Source organism: Bifidobacterium indicum, from assembly GCF_036987015.1.
Taxonomy (GTDB): Bacteria; Actinomycetota; Actinomycetes; order Actinomycetales; family Bifidobacteriaceae; genus Bombiscardovia; species Bombiscardovia indica.
In genome coordinates, this window is the sequence record NZ_BTXM01000001.1 from 345,069 (window position 1) to 361,299 (window position 16,231).

At 56.0% G+C, this 16,231-nt stretch carries 31 protein-coding genes; 28 read left to right on the forward strand and 3 right to left on the reverse strand.

What is annotated here, in order from left to right; translation table 11 throughout:
* Positions 1-7: 7 nt before the first annotated feature.
* From AACP59_RS01380 to AACP59_RS01495, 24 genes are all read left to right on the forward strand, one after another.
* On the forward strand, positions 8-775 hold the full coding sequence (locus AACP59_RS01380; protein ID WP_339349499.1) for a DNA-methyltransferase: 768 nt from the start codon (positions 8-10) through the stop codon (positions 773-775).
* A 55-nt stretch (positions 776-830) separates the two neighbouring features.
* Positions 831-1,277, forward strand: coding sequence for a hypothetical protein (locus AACP59_RS01385; protein ID WP_339349501.1), 447 nt, complete (start codon positions 831-833; stop codon positions 1,275-1,277).
* Positions 1,278-1,293: 16 nt separating this feature from the next.
* The gene (locus tag AACP59_RS01390; protein WP_339349503.1) at positions 1,294-1,473 is read left to right on the forward strand and encodes a hypothetical protein; all 180 of its coding nucleotides are present in this window, start codon (positions 1,294-1,296) and stop codon (positions 1,471-1,473) included.
* Complete coding sequence (locus AACP59_RS01395) at positions 1,470-1,805, forward strand: WDGH domain-containing protein (protein ID WP_339349504.1); 336 nt, start codon at positions 1,470-1,472, stop codon at positions 1,803-1,805. Before AACP59_RS01390 ends, AACP59_RS01395 begins: the two co-directional genes overlap by 4 nt.
* The gene (locus tag AACP59_RS01400; RefSeq protein ID WP_339349505.1) at positions 1,802-2,167 is read left to right on the forward strand and encodes a PepSY domain-containing protein; all 366 of its coding nucleotides are present in this window, start codon (positions 1,802-1,804) and stop codon (positions 2,165-2,167) included. Before AACP59_RS01395 ends, AACP59_RS01400 begins: the two co-directional genes overlap by 4 nt.
* The gene (locus tag AACP59_RS01405; RefSeq protein WP_267399488.1) at positions 2,164-2,424 is read left to right on the forward strand and encodes a hypothetical protein; all 261 of its coding nucleotides are present in this window, start codon (positions 2,164-2,166) and stop codon (positions 2,422-2,424) included. Before AACP59_RS01400 ends, AACP59_RS01405 begins: the two co-directional genes overlap by 4 nt.
* A complete protein-coding gene (locus tag AACP59_RS01410; RefSeq protein WP_339349507.1) occupies positions 2,421-2,666 on the forward strand; it encodes a hypothetical protein in 246 nt (81 codons plus the stop codon). Before AACP59_RS01405 ends, AACP59_RS01410 begins: the two co-directional genes overlap by 4 nt.
* On the forward strand, positions 2,663-2,926 hold the full coding sequence (locus AACP59_RS01415; RefSeq protein ID WP_339349509.1) for a hypothetical protein: 264 nt from the start codon (positions 2,663-2,665) through the stop codon (positions 2,924-2,926). Before AACP59_RS01410 ends, AACP59_RS01415 begins: the two co-directional genes overlap by 4 nt.
* Positions 2,923-3,099 (forward strand): hypothetical protein, encoded by a 177-nt coding sequence (locus AACP59_RS01420; protein WP_339349511.1) that lies wholly within the window; start codon positions 2,923-2,925, stop codon positions 3,097-3,099. The genes AACP59_RS01415 and AACP59_RS01420 overlap by 4 nt, the downstream gene beginning before the upstream one ends.
* A gap of 261 nt (positions 3,100-3,360) precedes the next feature.
* A complete protein-coding gene (locus AACP59_RS01425; RefSeq protein ID WP_339349512.1) occupies positions 3,361-3,546 on the forward strand; it encodes a hypothetical protein in 186 nt (61 codons plus the stop codon).
* The gene (locus AACP59_RS01430; RefSeq protein ID WP_339349514.1) at positions 3,543-3,959 is read left to right on the forward strand and encodes a hypothetical protein; all 417 of its coding nucleotides are present in this window, start codon (positions 3,543-3,545) and stop codon (positions 3,957-3,959) included. Before AACP59_RS01425 ends, AACP59_RS01430 begins: the two co-directional genes overlap by 4 nt.
* Entirely contained in the window at positions 3,956-4,117 is a 162-nt protein-coding gene (locus tag AACP59_RS01435) for a hypothetical protein (RefSeq protein ID WP_339349515.1), read from the forward strand. The genes AACP59_RS01430 and AACP59_RS01435 overlap by 4 nt, the downstream gene beginning before the upstream one ends.
* Positions 4,114-4,944 (forward strand): exonuclease domain-containing protein, encoded by an 831-nt coding sequence (locus tag AACP59_RS01440; protein WP_339349516.1) that lies wholly within the window; start codon positions 4,114-4,116, stop codon positions 4,942-4,944. Before AACP59_RS01435 ends, AACP59_RS01440 begins: the two co-directional genes overlap by 4 nt.
* 50 nt (positions 4,945-4,994) lie before the next feature.
* The gene (locus tag AACP59_RS01445; protein ID WP_339349518.1) at positions 4,995-5,426 is read left to right on the forward strand and encodes a hypothetical protein; all 432 of its coding nucleotides are present in this window, start codon (positions 4,995-4,997) and stop codon (positions 5,424-5,426) included.
* A complete protein-coding gene (locus AACP59_RS01450; RefSeq protein ID WP_339349519.1) occupies positions 5,419-5,847 on the forward strand; it encodes an SLOG family protein in 429 nt (142 codons plus the stop codon). The genes AACP59_RS01445 and AACP59_RS01450 overlap by 8 nt, the downstream gene beginning before the upstream one ends.
* A gap of 396 nt (positions 5,848-6,243) precedes the next feature.
* Positions 6,244-6,753, forward strand: a complete 510-nt coding sequence (locus tag AACP59_RS01455; RefSeq protein ID WP_339349521.1) for a hypothetical protein — start codon at positions 6,244-6,246, stop codon at positions 6,751-6,753.
* Positions 6,743-7,003 (forward strand): hypothetical protein, encoded by a 261-nt coding sequence (locus AACP59_RS01460; RefSeq protein ID WP_339349523.1) that lies wholly within the window; start codon positions 6,743-6,745, stop codon positions 7,001-7,003. The genes AACP59_RS01455 and AACP59_RS01460 overlap by 11 nt, the downstream gene beginning before the upstream one ends.
* Positions 7,004-7,098: 95 nt before the next feature.
* Positions 7,099-7,599: a hypothetical protein gene (locus AACP59_RS01465; RefSeq protein ID WP_339349525.1), complete on the forward strand. Its 501-nt coding sequence runs from the start codon at positions 7,099-7,101 to the stop codon at positions 7,597-7,599.
* A gap of 12 nt (positions 7,600-7,611) precedes the next feature.
* Entirely contained in the window at positions 7,612-8,184 is a 573-nt protein-coding gene (locus tag AACP59_RS01470) for a hypothetical protein (protein ID WP_339351172.1), read from the forward strand.
* A gap of 192 nt (positions 8,185-8,376) precedes the next feature.
* Entirely contained in the window at positions 8,377-9,147 is a 771-nt protein-coding gene (locus AACP59_RS01475) for a DNA-methyltransferase (RefSeq protein ID WP_339349527.1), read from the forward strand.
* Complete coding sequence (locus tag AACP59_RS01480; RefSeq protein WP_339349528.1) at positions 9,147-9,386, forward strand: Thoeris anti-defense Tad2 family protein; 240 nt, start codon at positions 9,147-9,149, stop codon at positions 9,384-9,386. Before AACP59_RS01475 ends, AACP59_RS01480 begins: the two co-directional genes overlap by 1 nt.
* Positions 9,380-9,673: a hypothetical protein gene (locus tag AACP59_RS01485; RefSeq protein WP_339349529.1), complete on the forward strand. Its 294-nt coding sequence runs from the start codon at positions 9,380-9,382 to the stop codon at positions 9,671-9,673. Before AACP59_RS01480 ends, AACP59_RS01485 begins: the two co-directional genes overlap by 7 nt.
* Positions 9,674-9,708: 35 nt before the next feature.
* Positions 9,709-10,470: a hypothetical protein gene (locus AACP59_RS01490; protein WP_339349531.1), complete on the forward strand. Its 762-nt coding sequence runs from the start codon at positions 9,709-9,711 to the stop codon at positions 10,468-10,470.
* Between the two features lie 157 nt (positions 10,471-10,627).
* Positions 10,628-11,002, forward strand: coding sequence for a hypothetical protein (locus AACP59_RS01495; RefSeq protein ID WP_339349533.1), 375 nt, complete (start codon positions 10,628-10,630; stop codon positions 11,000-11,002).
* Positions 11,003-11,153: 151 nt separating this feature from the next.
* On the opposite strand, the gene AACP59_RS01500 is transcribed toward AACP59_RS01495, so the two are convergent.
* From AACP59_RS01500 to AACP59_RS01510, 3 genes are all read right to left on the reverse strand, one after another.
* Entirely contained in the window at positions 11,154-11,576 is a 423-nt protein-coding gene (locus tag AACP59_RS01500; RefSeq protein ID WP_339349535.1) for a hypothetical protein, read from the reverse strand.
* A gap of 88 nt (positions 11,577-11,664) precedes the next feature.
* Positions 11,665-11,988: a type II toxin-antitoxin system YafQ family toxin gene (locus tag AACP59_RS01505; RefSeq protein WP_339349537.1), complete on the reverse strand. Its 324-nt coding sequence runs from the start codon at positions 11,986-11,988 to the stop codon at positions 11,665-11,667.
* Positions 11,969-12,265 carry a hypothetical protein gene (locus AACP59_RS01510; protein WP_339349538.1) on the reverse strand — a complete coding sequence of 99 codons (297 nt, stop codon included), beginning with the start codon at positions 12,263-12,265 and terminating at the stop codon, positions 11,969-11,971. The genes AACP59_RS01505 and AACP59_RS01510 overlap by 20 nt, the downstream gene beginning before the upstream one ends.
* Before the next feature lie 54 nt (positions 12,266-12,319).
* Here AACP59_RS01510 and AACP59_RS01515 point away from each other — a divergent pair, with 54 nt between their 5' ends.
* The 4 genes from AACP59_RS01515 to AACP59_RS01525 all read left to right on the forward strand — a co-directional run bounded on the left by AACP59_RS01515 (position 12,320) and on the right by AACP59_RS01525 (position 16,162).
* On the forward strand, positions 12,320-13,159 hold the full coding sequence (locus AACP59_RS01515) for an ATP-binding cassette domain-containing protein (protein ID WP_339349539.1): 840 nt from the start codon (positions 12,320-12,322) through the stop codon (positions 13,157-13,159).
* A gap of 427 nt (positions 13,160-13,586) precedes the next feature.
* Positions 13,587-13,919, forward strand: coding sequence for a class III lanthionine synthetase LanKC N-terminal domain-containing protein (locus AACP59_RS09605; RefSeq protein ID WP_479686261.1), 333 nt, complete (start codon positions 13,587-13,589; stop codon positions 13,917-13,919).
* A gap of 51 nt (positions 13,920-13,970) precedes the next feature.
* Positions 13,971-14,669 (forward strand): ABC transporter ATP-binding protein, encoded by a 699-nt coding sequence (locus tag AACP59_RS01520; RefSeq protein ID WP_045924347.1) that lies wholly within the window; start codon positions 13,971-13,973, stop codon positions 14,667-14,669.
* Positions 14,670-14,716: 47 nt separating this feature from the next.
* Positions 14,717-16,162, forward strand: a complete 1,446-nt coding sequence (locus tag AACP59_RS01525) for an FtsX-like permease family protein (protein WP_045924218.1) — start codon at positions 14,717-14,719, stop codon at positions 16,160-16,162.
* Positions 16,163-16,231: the final 69 nt, after the last annotated feature.

Genomic DNA, 16,231 nt, shown 5'->3' on the forward strand with positions numbered 1-16,231 from the left:
AGTGGTGATGAACGATGAGATTATCAATGCCGACTTCAAGGACTACGAACAGTATGAGGTTGGCAAGTTTGATCTGCTTCTGTCGGATATCCCTTATGCTCTAGGTTCTGCTGCTGACGGTTCGAATCCCATGTGGTACAAGAAAGGCGATAACAAGAAGGGTGTTTCGGAGTTGGCGGGGCAGCCTTTCTTCCAGACGGACGGGGACTTCGATCTCGGTTCATATGCCCGCGTGTGCGCGGCACTATTGAAACCGTCGACTGGGAAGCCGGGGGAGGATGGGTGTGTAATCACCTTCTGCTCATTTGAGCAGCAGGTTCTCTTGATATCCGTCATGAAGGAGCACGGCTTTAAAGGGTATATCCCGCTCAGTTTCGTGAAGAAGAGCAGTCCACAGGCGTTGAAAGCGAACCAGCGGTACTGCGGTGCAACGGAGCATGCCATCGTCTCGTACAGGGGGAAACTCCCCTTGTGGCGGAATGGAAGACAGATGGTGCTTGATTGGATGCCGTGGCTGGCCAAAGAGCAGACAAGATTGCATCCCACGCAGAAGCCACAAGCTCTTATGGAGGAGCTGATCAGGCTGCACACGAAACCAGGGATGCGGGTCTGTGACCTTACTTGCGGATCGGGAACAACCTGTGCGGCCGCAAAGCACCTGAATCGGCATTATCTGGGATTCGAGATCGACTCGACTTTTGCCAAACTGACTCGCCAGCGCTGTACGGGCGAAACGACAGTGATGGATCTGTTGGAAACACTGGAGGCAGCATGAGCGGGGTTTACCGTCCGAGTCTCGGTCGGTTTCTAGAGAACAGGAAGGACACGAAATGGTAGGGAAGACGGACGAATACGGCAACCAGGTGCTCGATCTTCCGGACGAGGAGGATGGTGACGTCCTGGGTTCGGAACCGAGACTGATCTACTTCCCTGATGAGGGGAACTTCCAGTTGTCGGGTCTGGAAGCCAGTTACACCAATATCACGAAGCGGCAAGCCCGGCAGATGGTCGACTTCATCAACCATGCGCTGAAGGGCGATCTCTCCGTGTTCCCCCACCACGCGAAGAGGATGTTCTCGGACGTGAGGGAGGCGATCGACGACAGGTACGGGACCGGTGGGGAGGATCTGGACAACCTCGCATATTGCTTGGGTCTGGACGACGCTCAGCCCATCAGGGACGCGACCTCCGACATCCAGGGATTCACCCATGCCGGGTTCGGGCTTGTCGTGAATCTGCTGGAATCACTGGATCTCGATATAGGCGTTTATGTCTGAGGAAGGCGGAAAGACCATGGGCGGTGAGGAGATCAGGAAAGCCCAGGAGAAAGCCTGGGACGAGGGAGCCATCCACGCTTTCAGACATAGCGGTGAAGGGTGGAACGGCGAGTACCCATTTGATGACGGCAAAGACCCCAGTTTCATACCCGAAGTCACCAAGAACAACCCATACAGGCAGGAGAAGGCAGCATGAGCGACACAGGACAGATTAGCGACGGATACCACACGTTTGACGAGTTGTACCGGTATCGGATGATCTACCACGCCTGGGCCGTAAGGGCATGGCAGCAGGCCGGTTACCCGGTCGTCAAGTCGCACCGGCATTCCGACGGGGAGTCCTGCTTCGGTGGCGGCTGGTTCATCGTCTCCGCGCAGCTTCCCACGGGCCAGGTGAGCAACCACTACCAGGACGAGTACTGGGACCTGTTCGACTGCCCGGAGGTAGAGAAGGCCCCTGAGTGGGACGGGCACACGCCACAGCAGGCGGCGGACAGGATCGAAACCGCACTGAAGGAAGCAGCATGAAGGCTATGACGATCATCACGGCGAAAATCAAGCCGAGCATCTACAAGCTCATCGAGCAGGGCAGGAAACTCTACGAGATTCGGGACGAGGGCTTCCACCAGGCTGACGCGATCCGGTACGTGGACGCCGAGACAGGGAAAGTGCTGGGAGTGTACTGGCTGGGACCGGAGGATGACTTCGACCGGACTCACGATCCGCTCATCCAGAGCCTGTCAGGAGTCGATGAGAGGACCTTCCACCGTCTGTTCCCCAAGACGGAAGAGCGCTTCGGGATCCTCACCAAAGGAGTGGATCGTCTTCACGTTGCGCCCATCCGGTCTCGCACCAGCCTGAATGACATCTTCCCGGAGGAGGCGGCATGAGTGACAGGTTGATGACATACCATCGGTTGGCCTGTGACTGGCCGGGCTGCAAGGAGACCGCCCAGAACGACCTGTACGACGGCAATGCCACTTACCAGGAGGCAGTAGGCCAGTGGGCTTATTTGCCAGAAGAGGAGTGTAACGAGTTCCTGGATAAGGACTTTCTGCATGATCCCGCCACGGGACTGGATTACTGTCCCGACCATTGGCATTGGGATGGCAGCCGCCGCGTGCCCGGGCCCAGGGGGCGGTCATGAGTGACATGACCTTTCCCGCGCATACGCTGGCATGCGACTGGTCAGGATGCGAGCAGACCGCCAGCGATGACATGTACAGCGCCTGGGAAAGCTACGACACCGCCGTAATCATGTTCGCCGACCCAGGCAACGACGGTGAATGGCTGCACACGGACGACGGAAAAGACTATTGCCCGAAGCACTGGCACTGGGACGACGAGCATGGACGAGTCCCAGGGCCAGAACCGGAGGATGAGACATGACCGGGTTTATAGGGCCGGAGGAATGGGCCGAATGGCCGCCCGAAGAGAAGCCAACCGAAGACAGGTACGATCTCAGCATCCGCGACGGGTATGGCTTGCCGGAAATGTCCCTGGTCGCAGTGGATGGCGGCATTCGCCTCACCCTCAGCGAGGGGCGTGACTTCGTGGGCAAAACCCTCACACCGGACATAGCGAGGAGAGTCGGGGCCTGGCTGCTTGACCAAGCTGGACGAGGACACAGGCAGGAGGAGGAAGCATGAGCAGCGCCAACATCACGATCTCGGAGGATGACATCTGCAAGACCATAACCTGCCATCCGACAATTGACTGCGGCGGCAGCTACGTGGATATCGCCATTTTCAAAGACGGGGAGACCAACATCCAAGTCAAGAACCCCACACAGCCGGACGATCAGGGCTGGCCGTGGACATGACCAAAGCAGAGTCAGCGGAGATGGCAGAGACCATCCTTGAAGCGATTAGGGAGGAGGGCTCATGAGCGAGGTGGTAATCCAAGCACGCATGCCGGTCTGCGACTGGCCTGGATGCCAGAGGCTGGGCGGCAGCCTTGAATGGCTGCACACGGAAGACGGACAGGACTACTGCCCGGAACACTGGCACTTGGAAGGAAACGACCCGACCCCCGGCCCGGGATCAGAGTCCGGGCACTTAGTGGGTAAAAGCGCGGAGGAAGCATGACTGCCAAGATCATCCTGCTGGCAGTCGCCGTGATCAGTGCGGGGGTGTTCACACTGGCAGCGGAGTGCGCCTTCAATGCCGATCGGTTCGGAGTCTCGGTCGTGCTCGGCATCACCGCGGGGCTCAGCATGATCAGTGCAGCCTCCATGTTCGCCGTAATCGCTATTGAGGTGTTCTCATGAGTCGTCTCAGCCAGTGGAACACAAGCCCAACACCGGGTGCATTGCAGTCAGTGGACCATATCCGAGACATGTTGCGGGAGATTGATGAGCGCCTTGAACAAGCCGGAGAGGATTGCCATCCAGGTGTTCGTGTTTGCCAGGGAGATGTGGCTTCTAAGGAAAGCTATGGGGTCACTGCGGAACAGTGGGATCGCATCATGGCGGATTATCCCGCTGGCGCGGAGGCGGTATTCGTCCTTGTTCTCAATCGGATCGTGACGGTTCAGGAAGCCAGCCAGGTCCCAGTCTCGGAATGGAAGGAGACCTATGGGGGGATGCTGTCAGAGCTTCCTCTTTCCTGGCAGCAGCTACAGGATTGTACATGTTTCATGCGGTGGGCCATAGGACAGAACAGCCGAGAGGACCTTTCATGAGACGTTCACGGAAGACCATGCAAGCCATAGAGGACATCCGTCACAAGGTCCCAGACGAGGTTGTGGCCAGCAGGTACGGCATGTTCCCATCCCAAATCAAGGAAATCAAGCAGCGCATTGACATGTATGGCGGATACGAGGAAGGACCTGACTTTTGAGTGAAGTCGAATCGTGGGTGCTGGCGTTCCTGCTGGTCTACCTGCCGATACTGCTCATAACAGTACCAGCCTGTCTGGTATACGACTGGGCGCACGAACCCGACCATTCACAAGGCTTCACCCGGTACGCCAAACAGTCCTTGCACCAGTCAGCCAACGAACTCGCACACAAGTTGAAGGACAGCGTAATAGCAGTAGGAAGAACCTGCCTGGACGCCCTGACCAACATCACTCGAACAACCCAACAAGCAAGAAGAAAGATCATGAAACCACAACAAGCCAAACCCCAACGCCTCCTCTGGATCGACATCGAAACCACAGGACTTAACCCCAACAAGGACAGCATCCTCGAAATAGAAACCAGAATCACCAACAAGGAAGCCAACCACACCTACGACAAACTCCACCTCATCATCAAACCCACCACCAACCCACTAACCCGCATGGACCCCAAAGTCCAACACATGCACACCACCAACAACCTCATAGAAGAAACCAAAACAGGCACACCACCACAAACAGCATGGCGCCTCCTCAACGCCCACCTCAAACACGCCAGCCACCAAGCCACACTCCACCCCACCGGCAGCAGCATCCACTTCGACATCGACTTCCTCAAACCCCACATCCCCAACCTCAACACCTACACCAACCACCAATGGAACGACCTCACCACCATCCGCAACATCCTCCAAGACACAAACCCCGAAGCGCTCGCGGCCATCGAGGAGGGATTGCCCAAGACCGATGACAGGACCGGGCACTGTCTGGACCGTGACATGGAGCAGTACCGGCGGATGATCGCCTGGTGCACGGATAGGGCCTAACGTAACCGAAACCAGTCAGGAACATCAGTCAGAAAAGAGAAAGGAAGAACATGTTATCAGCGAACGCCAATGAGGTCCGTGAGGCCTTGGAGACCGACCCTGCGGACCGTACCGTCAGGCAGAAGCTCATCATCCAGCGTATGCAGGGGAGGAGTCCGATACTGCAATTTGTAGATACCCCTCCAAAGGACAGCGAGGAGTTGGCACCCAGGGTGCGTGTCTCGCACCTGACGAGATCCAAGATCTTGAAGAGGAACCCCGGGAGATGGGCGCTTCTGATGACCTGCACCAATAGGAGACGAGCACGGGCCGTCTACGCGAATGTTAGGAACAACCGTTACAGGGACGCCTACCAGCCTTTGGCTGACTTCCACTTCCGCCTGCGCGTGAAGAAGGACGGGACCGCTGAACTCTACGGCATGTATGCCGCTAGCGCTGGTGACGGGTTTGGCAAGGGACGGAAGGAGGAACCGAATGACTGAACTCAGGATCATTGTGACCGGGGGGAGAAGCCGGAACAGGAGAGAGGACTATCGGACCCTGGAAGAGGACATCCGGCGCCTTGATGCCCAGCGGGGTGATGCCGCCGGTGTGACCATCATCCAGGGTGGATGCCCGGACGGTATAGATGCGATGGCCCGTAGCCTTGCGCGGGACTACGGTTTCCGAGTTGAGACCGTCCCTGCAGACTTCGACCTGCACCCTGATGATGCCGTTGAGGTCAGCAACCAGGAGATGGCGGACAGGGGAGCGCGGATCTGCATCGCCTTCCCCAATGAGAGCGGTCAATCCCTGGGAACGTGGGACATGGCCCATCGTGCCATAGCCGCGGGCATCAAAACCGTGATCTACCCACAGGGTAAGGCCAAGGAGGTGAATACGGGAGAGGAGAGTGAAGCATGAGCGTTCCCTCCCGAGAAACCTGCCGTCTGGTGGATATCCGCGACAGGCAGGAGTGCATCAGATGCGGCTCCCCTCTGTGGGGGGTCTCGGCCAGTCGCCATCACAGGCATAAGCGCAGCCACCCGTTCCCTGGGCTCCACCAGGCGTCGAACCTCGTCCTTCTGTGCGGTTCCGGTACAACGGGCTGTCATGGTTGGGTCCATGGTCATGAGAGGCAGTCACGTCGGATGGGGTGGATTGTCAGCGCGTATAACGACCATCCCGAGGGCGTTCCTATATGGACCAGACGCCACGGCTGGGTACGGCTCGACGATGCGGGCGCTTACATGGAGGTGACCCCTCCCACGGACCTTACGGATGATGAGTTGCAAGAGAACTTGAAGGGTGGTGGGTTCCGTGGCTGACGACAAGACCATGCCCGAGGATGAAACGACCACGGCAACGGGTCTGACTCGGCGGAGCCGTTCTGACTCTGCCGGCGTCGTCTCCAGAACCAATATCCAACTTGTGGACTCCTCGAATGACTGGCTGACCCCCGTTTCCGTGCTCGTATACCCCGATGGGGAGCTGATGCGGCATGAAACCATGAAGCTGCGCGAGAACGTCTCCTTCGACGATGCCCTGGCCGTCACTCAGTATGACCATCGCAGGGTGACCATTCGGTTCAATCGGCGTGACCTGTGCATGCGCGTGATCGTCCATGAGTGTCTCCATGCAGCCCTTATCCTGCACGACGTGATCGTTGATGACTGGCGGGATGAGGGCCTGTGCCACATCATGGACGACCTGTTCGTGCAGGTACTGGCCTGGCTCATTGACGATCTGCATATGGATGCCCTGGGCCTGGAACCAGAGGAAGAAGAGACAACAGAAAACAAGGACGAAGGGGCGGACCATGAACGCTGAAATGCCGACAAGCGATGACATCAGAACAGCCCTGGAGGGGATACTGCCGCCCGGCCAGCCTTGGGTGCTGGTCACGGACTGGACCAGTCTGCAGGAGCAGGTGGCCGACCAGCAGGAGGGGAGTTTCGCGGACAGAACCAGCACCACCACCCCTATGGCCCAGAGTTACCTGGTCACCAGAGGGCTGCTTGAGTACGGCAGGGACGGGCACCGTGTCATCAACGCTGTTCCTGCAGTGGAGGAGGACTGATGAAACGCTGCCCGGTTGACGATAAAGCGATGGAAGTCCCCTACGTGCTCTGTTCCGGGTGCAGGGAACTGCTGGGAAGGGAACTTGCTTGGCTGGTGAGTATCAAGCCGGACCTGTACGCGGTGGCCGCCAAGGAGACGAAACAGCAGACCGGGCCAGTGGCCCGCACCTGCCAGCCCGCAGGCGCCGCTCCGATCAGGTGGGACGCCATGGGGTACGTGCATGACCTTCAGTCGCTTCTGGATGCCCTGCACCTGGATGCGGCGGTGAAACATGATATGGACGTGGTGTGGCGTAAACCCGCCGCTGTGGAGTATGTGGGGCTGATCCAGGACCTGTATAGGGGCATAGGGCGTATCTTCGCCATGCGTAGACCGAGTCTGAAACAACTTGCTTGTTCCCGGGCGGAGGGCACATCCTCGCAGGTGGCGCATCTCCTCACTGGTCAGGGTGTCAAGGTCAGCGAGCGCGCTATCCGGGATTGGGGTGCTCGTGGGCTTGTTGGTCGTCGTCGTGGTTCTGATGGGCGGTTTGTGTATGAGGTCGGGGAGTGTACTTGCATGGTATTGGAGCGGGTTCGGGTTGGTCATTGCTAGGGTTGATTGTGTTTGGGTTGGGTGAAACTGTTTTGCGAAAGGTATGGTGATATTTTAGCCATGTGGGGTAATTTTTTAAGTGGATTTGGTGGCACCCTGCTCGGTGCTCTCGTTACCGTAGGTTGTTTTTTTGGCAGGTCGTGGCAGCAAGATCGCAGGGATCGGATGTCTTACAATCGGGATTCGGTTATTGATGTTGCTAGCGCGTATATGCATCATTGCGAAGATCTATTCAAAGCAGAAGGTATTCGTCTTACTGATTGGGTTAATTCCGAAATGTGGGGATATGAGGAAGGGCCATTTAATGCTAAGTTACAGGGGTTGTCAAATTCTGCTCGTAAGGCTGTCGACGAGGATCGCGACACATTGATATTGAGGTGTCCGAGAGCTGTTGAGGAGATTGAGGCTTTATACGATGCTGCGGGTGGGATGAGTGCTGAGAAGGATGTTGAACGCAGGGTAGCGGATGCTATGGGTGATGGGAGTATGGAACCGGATCCATGTTTAACTGACGCTGCAGTAAAAAGATATCAGGAAGCGAAAAGTGCCTTTAAAGAGAAAATTATGACGTTGTCGGGTTTGTAGGATTCGCTCCTGTCGTTTACTGTGCTGGTGTCCGTTTGACTTCACACGGTCTGCCGGTAGTCTTGTATACAGTTGGTTTATTGTATAGGCCGGGCATTGGTGTTCGGCCTTCTGCATATCTGATCCATGGTGTTGTTTGACCCGCGGGCTATCGGCCTGACGGGTTTTCTTGTATTGAGAGGAGTTGAACAAGTGAGCGAGTGCCTACCATTCCTGGAGGAGGACGATGTAGCCCTGTACGGGTGTGACATGATGCGGATGCTGGAGGTCCTGGAGCCGGTCAGTGTTGACGCCATCCTGACGGACCCTCCGTATTCGAGTGGGGGCCGTACCTCCGCCGAGAGATCGCAAAGCACAAAAGCGAAGTACATGCAGTCCGATAGCACGAAGAAGTACAAGGACTCCCTGTCCGACTTCGCCGGCGACAACAAGGATCAGCGCGGATACCTGAAATGGTCGGAGCTGTGGATCAGTGAAGCCATGAAGGCTCTGAAACCGGGCGGCATCATCGGCCTGTTCACGGACTGGAGGCAGCTACCCGTGACCACGGACGCCCTCCAGGCGGCAGGCGCCATCTGGAGGGGAGTGGTGCCCTGGCACAAGAGGAACGCCCGTCGCCAGCGCGGCAGGTACGCAAACAACTGCGAATACCTGGTATGGGGCACCAAAGGCGAGCGCGGTATGAAGGACTACCATTACGCGCTTGAGGGGTTCTTCGAGATTACAACGGTGAGTGCGGTCAAGCGTCGGCATGTGACGGAGAAGCCGGTTGAGTTGATGCGTGACCTGGTGCAGATCGTTCCCGAGGGGGGTACGGTTCTTGACCCGTTCATGGGTTCGGGTACGACCGGGGTCGCCTGTGTGGAGGAGGGTCGGCGGTTCATTGGCTGTGAGGTGCTGCCGGTGTATCAGCAGGTTGCTCGTGAACGGATCACGACCGCCCGGATCGGGAAGGCGGCGTGATGAGGTCCGAATTGGAGAACCGTGGGGTCGGTTTTGACCAGGCGTTGGCCCATCTGAAGGAGGGGCGAGGTGGTATCCGCCTTCCCCGGTGGAGTCCGGAGGTCCACGTGTACCTGCATCGTCCGGCGCTTGGTGAGCCGATGACTCACCCGTATCTGGCTGTGGAGAGCAGGTTCGGCCTGGTGCCCTGGATTCCCACGCAGGTTGAATTGTTGTCGGATGACTGGCTTCTATGCTGACAGGCTATGACGAGGCCCGAGCCAGCCACCCCGCAGGCCGCGAACGCAACGAACGGCCCGGGGGAGTGGAAAGCCAGGACCTTATCGAGGTGCGCGCCCCGGACGGTCATATCGCCCTCCACAAGTACTGCCGGGGATGGAAGCGCTCGCGGAGGGGCTTCCTTCGCATCATCGGACGGTCAGGCCGGCTCATGGCCGAGTATGCGCCTGGAGGGTGGATGGATGTCCACTGGCGCAGCCTCAAGTTCCTTAATGAAGACCCGCACGGGGAGGAGACACAGCAGTGACCAGTGGGGAAGAAACCAGCCGGGATGTTCAGCCTGTGAGTGAAGAGGAGTTCCGTTCCGATCTGCAAGCACTCGCCATCCTGATCAGCCAGCTACACGATATCGAGGATCCGGCCATCCACGTCACCTACGACCAGGCGGCCGGGCACCCCACCACCACGCCCGCAGGCAGCAGACTGGCCGCCACGGAGCTCCTGGACAAGGCGCACATCAACCTGGCGACCCTCGCCCGCATCCTCAACATCCCAGGACCCGAAGACCCGGACCATCAGAACCAGGCGACCTGGCACACCGACATCCACTACGCGCGCCAACTCGCCACCCACCCCGGCCTGGCCCTCACACCATGCGAAATGCAGCTTTTCGCCCAGGAAACACACTGGATCGTCACCCGCGCCCGCGAACTCACCAACCCACCACAACAACCCAGCATCATCATCGGCCCATGCCCCAACCCCCAATGCGGCCACACCCTACGCGGCAACCCCGGAGACCACACAACCACTTGCCCCCACTGCCACAACACCTGGCAGACCAACACCATCCGCAACCTCAACTACCACAAACTCCTCAACAACAAACACAGCCGCTCCTGCACAGCCACCCAAGGCGCCCGCATCCTCAAAGCCTGTGGCATCACCATCAGCCCAAGCACCATCCGCACATGGAAACAACAAGGCACCATCACGCCCAACGGCACCAACCAACAAGGACAACCAACCTACGCGCTCGCCGACATATTCCAGAGGGTAAGCGCCAAGCAGCCTGGTAGTGGGAACCGGCCTGGGGTCTCATGAGCGGGGGAGCGGGAGCCGGGGTGGTTCGGCGCGTACCATTGATGACATGCGTAAAGAGTGCCCCATTTGCGGTAAGGGGTTTGATGCCCCTCCCAGTGGCGCCAGGACCTGCTCCCGTGAGTGTGCGTGCAAGCTCAAGTCCAGGAGCCATACTGGGGTGCCCAAGGGGTCGTGGAACCAGGACCGGGCAGCGGTGGAACGGAATCTGCCCGGGCTCAGGCGGCATGCAGCCATGAACCGTGACCGGATCATGACCGACCCACGCAACCGTCGCGGGCCGCAGCATCACACGTCCGCGCTCTGGGTGTTGCGAGACCCCGCAGGGGCGGAGTGGCGGGTGAACAACCTCAAGGATTGGGCCCGCACCCACGCCCATCTGTTCGGGCAGGAGGATGGTGAGCCGGGGGCTGTCAGGGTGTGCTCGGGCATCCAGCAGGTCAAGCAATCCATGCTGGGCCGACGCCGTAACGCAGTGGCGTCCTACAAGGGTTGGACCTTGGTGTCCTGGTCGGGCAGAGCGGACCAGTCTTGAGCGTGGTACACTGATGCGTGTCGACGGCTTGCCGTTGATGTGTCTCCCCTCGCGGGGAGTGGATTGAAATCAGCTTTGTATTGTTGACAGCAGTGTTGACGACATGAGGGCCGGGATGAAACCCGGCCCTTTGTTTATCCATCGCCACCAGTCAGTCGTCAGCCTCCAGCCACTCCGTATCAGGGTTGCGGCGGCCAGCCTGGTAGGTGTCGTGCACAAGATCCACCACCTGGCCCGCCTGCTCCGGGGTGAGCGTGTCCAGGAGTCCCTGGGGGATTCGTCGCAGGCAGGTGGCGAAAGTCCCGCCAAAGGAACCGAACCGGCTGTATTGGCGTATCTGCTGCAGCCGCAACTCGTGCCGGCGTTCTTTCGCGTCCATGCTCTTCCACGCGCTTGGATTGAGTGCCTCATGCATGCGCAGACGCTTGTCAGGGCAGGTTTCCGTCTCGTCAATCATCCAGTCCCCGTCCTGCTTGTGGGCGGAGCGGAAACCACCCCGGTCAGCCGTAAGCCGGACAGTTTCCGGGTCAAGGGCGATGCGTTGTGCGTAGTCGTTCAAAGTAATCTCACTCATGGTGTCCTCTTAATGTTGTGACGTTGAGAAAAGGGGCCGTGCCCTCCAGTTGTGGAAAGGCACGGCCCTGGTTTGCAGTGATTCGTGGTCAGTCCGGCCAGTCTGGGCTGAATCTGCTCGTGGCGAGTTCGGCGTGTGTGCATATGCGCCTCATGGTCACAGAACGGGTTGGATTCGGGGGGCTGTAGAGCACCAGCACGTCCTCGCGCAGATGGAACTCCATACAGCCGTTATATGTGCCCCCTGGCTTGTTCAAGATGTGCGGGAAGTACTCTTCTGAGACAGTGCCTGATACCAGCAGCTCTTCGAGTAGCAGGTTCTCCAGTTCCCTCGCCAGTTTCGGGTGTTTCCTGGCTAACCGTCGTAAATCGGTTTGGAACTCGCGCGAGTATCTAGCTTCGAGAATGGGCAACGCCGGTCTCCTCGTCAATCAGGCGGTCGAGGAATCGTCTTGATTGGTCTAAGGTCCGGCAGACTACCGTCCCATCCGGCAGTACGGTCTCATTCGCCAGCTCGTGTGTGTACGCCCGTAGCATCTCTTTCAGCGACTTGCCCTGCTCACGGGCGGTTCGCTCTCCTTTGCGCACGTCCTCCGGGTCCAGGTCGACCTTAAGTGTGACTGTGCTTTTCTGCTTGACCATGGTCGCCCCTTTCGTGAGACTGTTGGTCAATTCTATCGCTTCGGTCATGATTCTCCTTTCGTTTTCGGGTGAATACTCAGGAGAATAGAAGACATTGAATCTTTGCGCGATAAAAGCGAAACCGTAAGTTCGAGCAATATGCTTTCCCCAGATGGGCATTCCTCGTTTGATACAGCCAACATTACGCTGGAGTTCAAAGATGTATGCTTTTCTTACAATACAGCGGACAAAGATGATGAACGAAATACCACTCTGCAGAACATTAGTTTTAGCGCAGTCCCACACCAAAGAACCGTCATCGTGGGCTCGTCGGGTTCAGGTAAAACTACGCTGCTTTCCCTATTGGAGGCTTTTTATAGGCCGGATTCGGGGCATATCCTATACAACAATGTTGACTCAACTGATTTAAATGCCAACGATATCAGGAAAGTAGTTAGCTATATTGAACAAGATGCTCCTATATTCTCCGGTAGTATTCGAGATAATCTAACGATGGGAACCATCGAAGCAAGCGATGAGACATGTTGGAATGCGCTCAAGCTCGTCAATCTTGATACAAAAGTTAGGAATCTCGAACAAGAGTTAAATACGCAGGTCGGTGAACAAGGCCACTTCCTGAGCGGCGGAGAACGTCAGAGACTTTCCATCGCCAGGATTTTGCTGCACAGAAAACCTGTCATTCTCTTAGACGAGCCTACGTCAAGCCTCGACTCAATCAACCAACAGAAGATAAATGCTCTACTACGCGAGATATTCTCCGAACAAACCGTCATTGAAGTAGTTCACAGAATGTCAACAATTGAGCCAGGTGATCAAATACTGGTCATGGAAAAGGGCAAAATCGTCGCATGCGGCACGCATGACGAACTTAAGATTTCCAGCCCAGCTTATAGGGAACTACTACAGATGCCGACCATTAGCCAGCAAACCACAGACAATTAAATGTGATGACTTTGTGAATTCTTGTATTTAAATGTAGATACACTAATCTCATAACGGTATATTTAATGATGTTAGAAGCCGCCACTGCCTCCATCATATTTATATGATGTGCACACTAGGGCGGCATTTTCTTTACCTAAAGGGGATGTACTTGACATCATTGGATGCAGCAATTGAAGGTCCATCTCTACTCAAAGGAAAGTTGCCATCTTAAAAGGCGACGTATGGGTACTTAGCTATCAAAGGCAATGAGCAAGTTATTAATATTCAAGAAGCGAGTTAAAACAGAAGTTGACACTGAACCGGGTTCTGATAATATTACTACAAAGCATAGTCCGCAACGATGGGAGACGCAATGATTGGGGAAGCTGTATACATGCGGGCGACGCACCCAGGATCTCCTTTCTTTGTCGATAGCCGTAGTCTCATGGCACATGCCGAAGAGTCATGGGATCCTGAACCTGACTGTCCGATAGGATGGGCTTCAAATAAATCCGTAGTATGGACATATATGCAGCCGACTGCTTGCATAATGAGGACCCACGGATGGAAAATTCATGTGACGGCTTCCCTTGACAATGCACAATCAGTTTTAGAAAAAGTTTCTAAAATCTGTATTTCAGAGCATGTTATGTTCAAATATCTCAGGGATAAACAACAGTACCGATCCTCCAATACCAAATATGCAGGACGCAGCTCTATAGGAATATCGCCCCATGACAGCGTTTATTTCAGTACTCGTTGTCGTGGGGCTTTATAATCGCATGAGGTCTGGCGATACTCTGATCTCAGTACCATGAAGGTTAATATTATGCGTGATGGTGTGGTAGTAGCTGAACAGCTAAGTAAGAATTTCGTCTCGGGTGACGGGACTCCCACTGTGGTGTTCAATGATCTTTCTTTTGTTGCTGCTGGTGGTGCCATGACCGCAATTACAGGGCCCTCTGGATGTGGTAAGAGCACCTTGCTATATTGCCTTTCTGGTCTTGAACAGCCATCTCAAGGAAATGTGTGGGTGCTGGGTGAGGAACTAACTAAGAAGAACCAGCGTAACTTGGCTTTGTTTCGCAGATCGCATATCGGGTTTGTGTTTCAGTCCTACAATCTTGTCCCGTCCATGACCGTTCGTGACAATATCCTGCTCCCCTTGACTCTCAGCCATCGCAAGGTCGATCAAGGAAGCATCGATGCCCTCATGGATAAGTTCCACTTGAGCGGGCACGACAATGACGCAGCTAGTTCGCTCTCAGGTGGTGAGCAGCAGCGGGTATCCTTGATTCGCACCTTGGTCGCGGATCCCGATGTTGTGTTCGCCGATGAGCCGACAGGTGCTCTTGACCAGAAGTCCGGACAGTTGGTTTTCTCGCAGTTGCGGGACTTCTCCCATCGACCCGGTAAATGCGTGGTCGTGGTCACACACGATCTCCGCCTGGCCCGGCAATGCGACGTCGTATACACCATGAGTGATGGCGGATTTGTCGCATCAGGGAATGTGGAAGAGCAAGCGTAGTTATTGCCCTGATTCTGTATGGCGATGCGGCGTGAAAGGTGTAAGTCATGAAGTGGGCGTTGAATGATCTGAAAGCCAATAGAGGAATCTGGGCCGGTGTGTTTCTTGTGCTTGTGGTCACGCAGACGATTCTGTGCGCCATGAGTGTATGCAAGGGAATCAATGATCTCAAACATGATTCCCCGGGGGAAGTGGGTGTGGTATCTCACCATCTCAGCACTAACGTGGACTCGGTCTACCAGATAGCAATGGTCCTGGGTTGCCTGGTCATTATGGTGACGATTCAGGCTTCCATAAGGCAGCGGCGGAAGGGACTTGCATTGTTGTCCCTGCTTGGTGCCACACCTAGGCAGGTGCTGACCCTCACCATGGTGCAGGTGTTCGTGCTGACTCTGATCTCCTCCATCGTTGGTATGGCGCTGGCGCCAATTCTTGCCCCACGGATTCTAAAGTTCCAGTTGGAGGCCGTGCTGTTACCGCCGCTTATCACTTTTACTTGGCAGGGTTTCTTAGACTTTGCTTTGAGGGGGCTTGCAGTCGGTTTCATTGTGGCTTTGTTGGGTGCTCTCTTTACTCTGCGTGCTTTGAGGAAAGTGCTTCCGGTTGAGCTGCTGAGAGGTTCAGGAACTGAGGAAGTCCACGTCACGAGAGCTGGGCGCGGTCTGAGGAGATTCCTTATTATCGGTGGTTTCATCGCCCTGCTGGCACCGGCTGTCGCTGCCGTCATCCTGGTGTTGAACGACCCCAAAACTCTGAGTAAGACCCAATTGGGCATCATCATGCAACCCATGTCATTAGGCCCGATCATCGCGATACTGCTGTTTCTGGTCGCTCTGGCCTATTCTGGAGGACCCATCATCCAATGGGCCACCAAAACATGGACGAATCTGGTTCCTGTGCAATCCGATGTCTGGAAGATCGCACGGGCACAAGCCATTGTGAGAAGTCGCGGGAAGGCATTCGGCTCCACCATCATCTCACTGACTGCTTGCCTGTTCCTGCTCGGTGGATTGTTAATCACAGGTCAAACCAGTACTGCTGCCATAAGTGGCTTTCCCCAGTTGAAAGACATGGGATCAGCCACACCGATAGAGCTTATGTCCAGCCTGTGGTCGGCCTTGCTCATTGCTGTAATCGGTGCGGTCGCCAGTTTCGCCATCTCTGCCAAGGAACGCAACCTTGATCTGGCCCTTATCTCCATCGCGGGCGCTGTGCCCGGACAGCTACTTGCCATATCGGCCTTGGATGGTTTCATCCTCGTGACCACCGGTATCCTTATCTCTGCGGGGGCCACCTTGCTCGTCGGAGTTTTCACCGCTGTGACATTCCTCCCTCTTTCCAAGAATCTCTTTGTAGTGGTCTTCCCCTGGAAGTTCTTCATTATCCTTGCTGTGCCCATTATCGCCGCGGGAACACTTTCCACATTTTTCTCTGCACGTTCTAGTTTGAAGCGATCGGCAATTGAAACCGTCCAAACAGCCATAGGCGAATAGCGGAAATCATGTCAACTATGCAAACTCAGCAACGTCAAAAAACCACAATTTTTAATGTATTCAGACTAT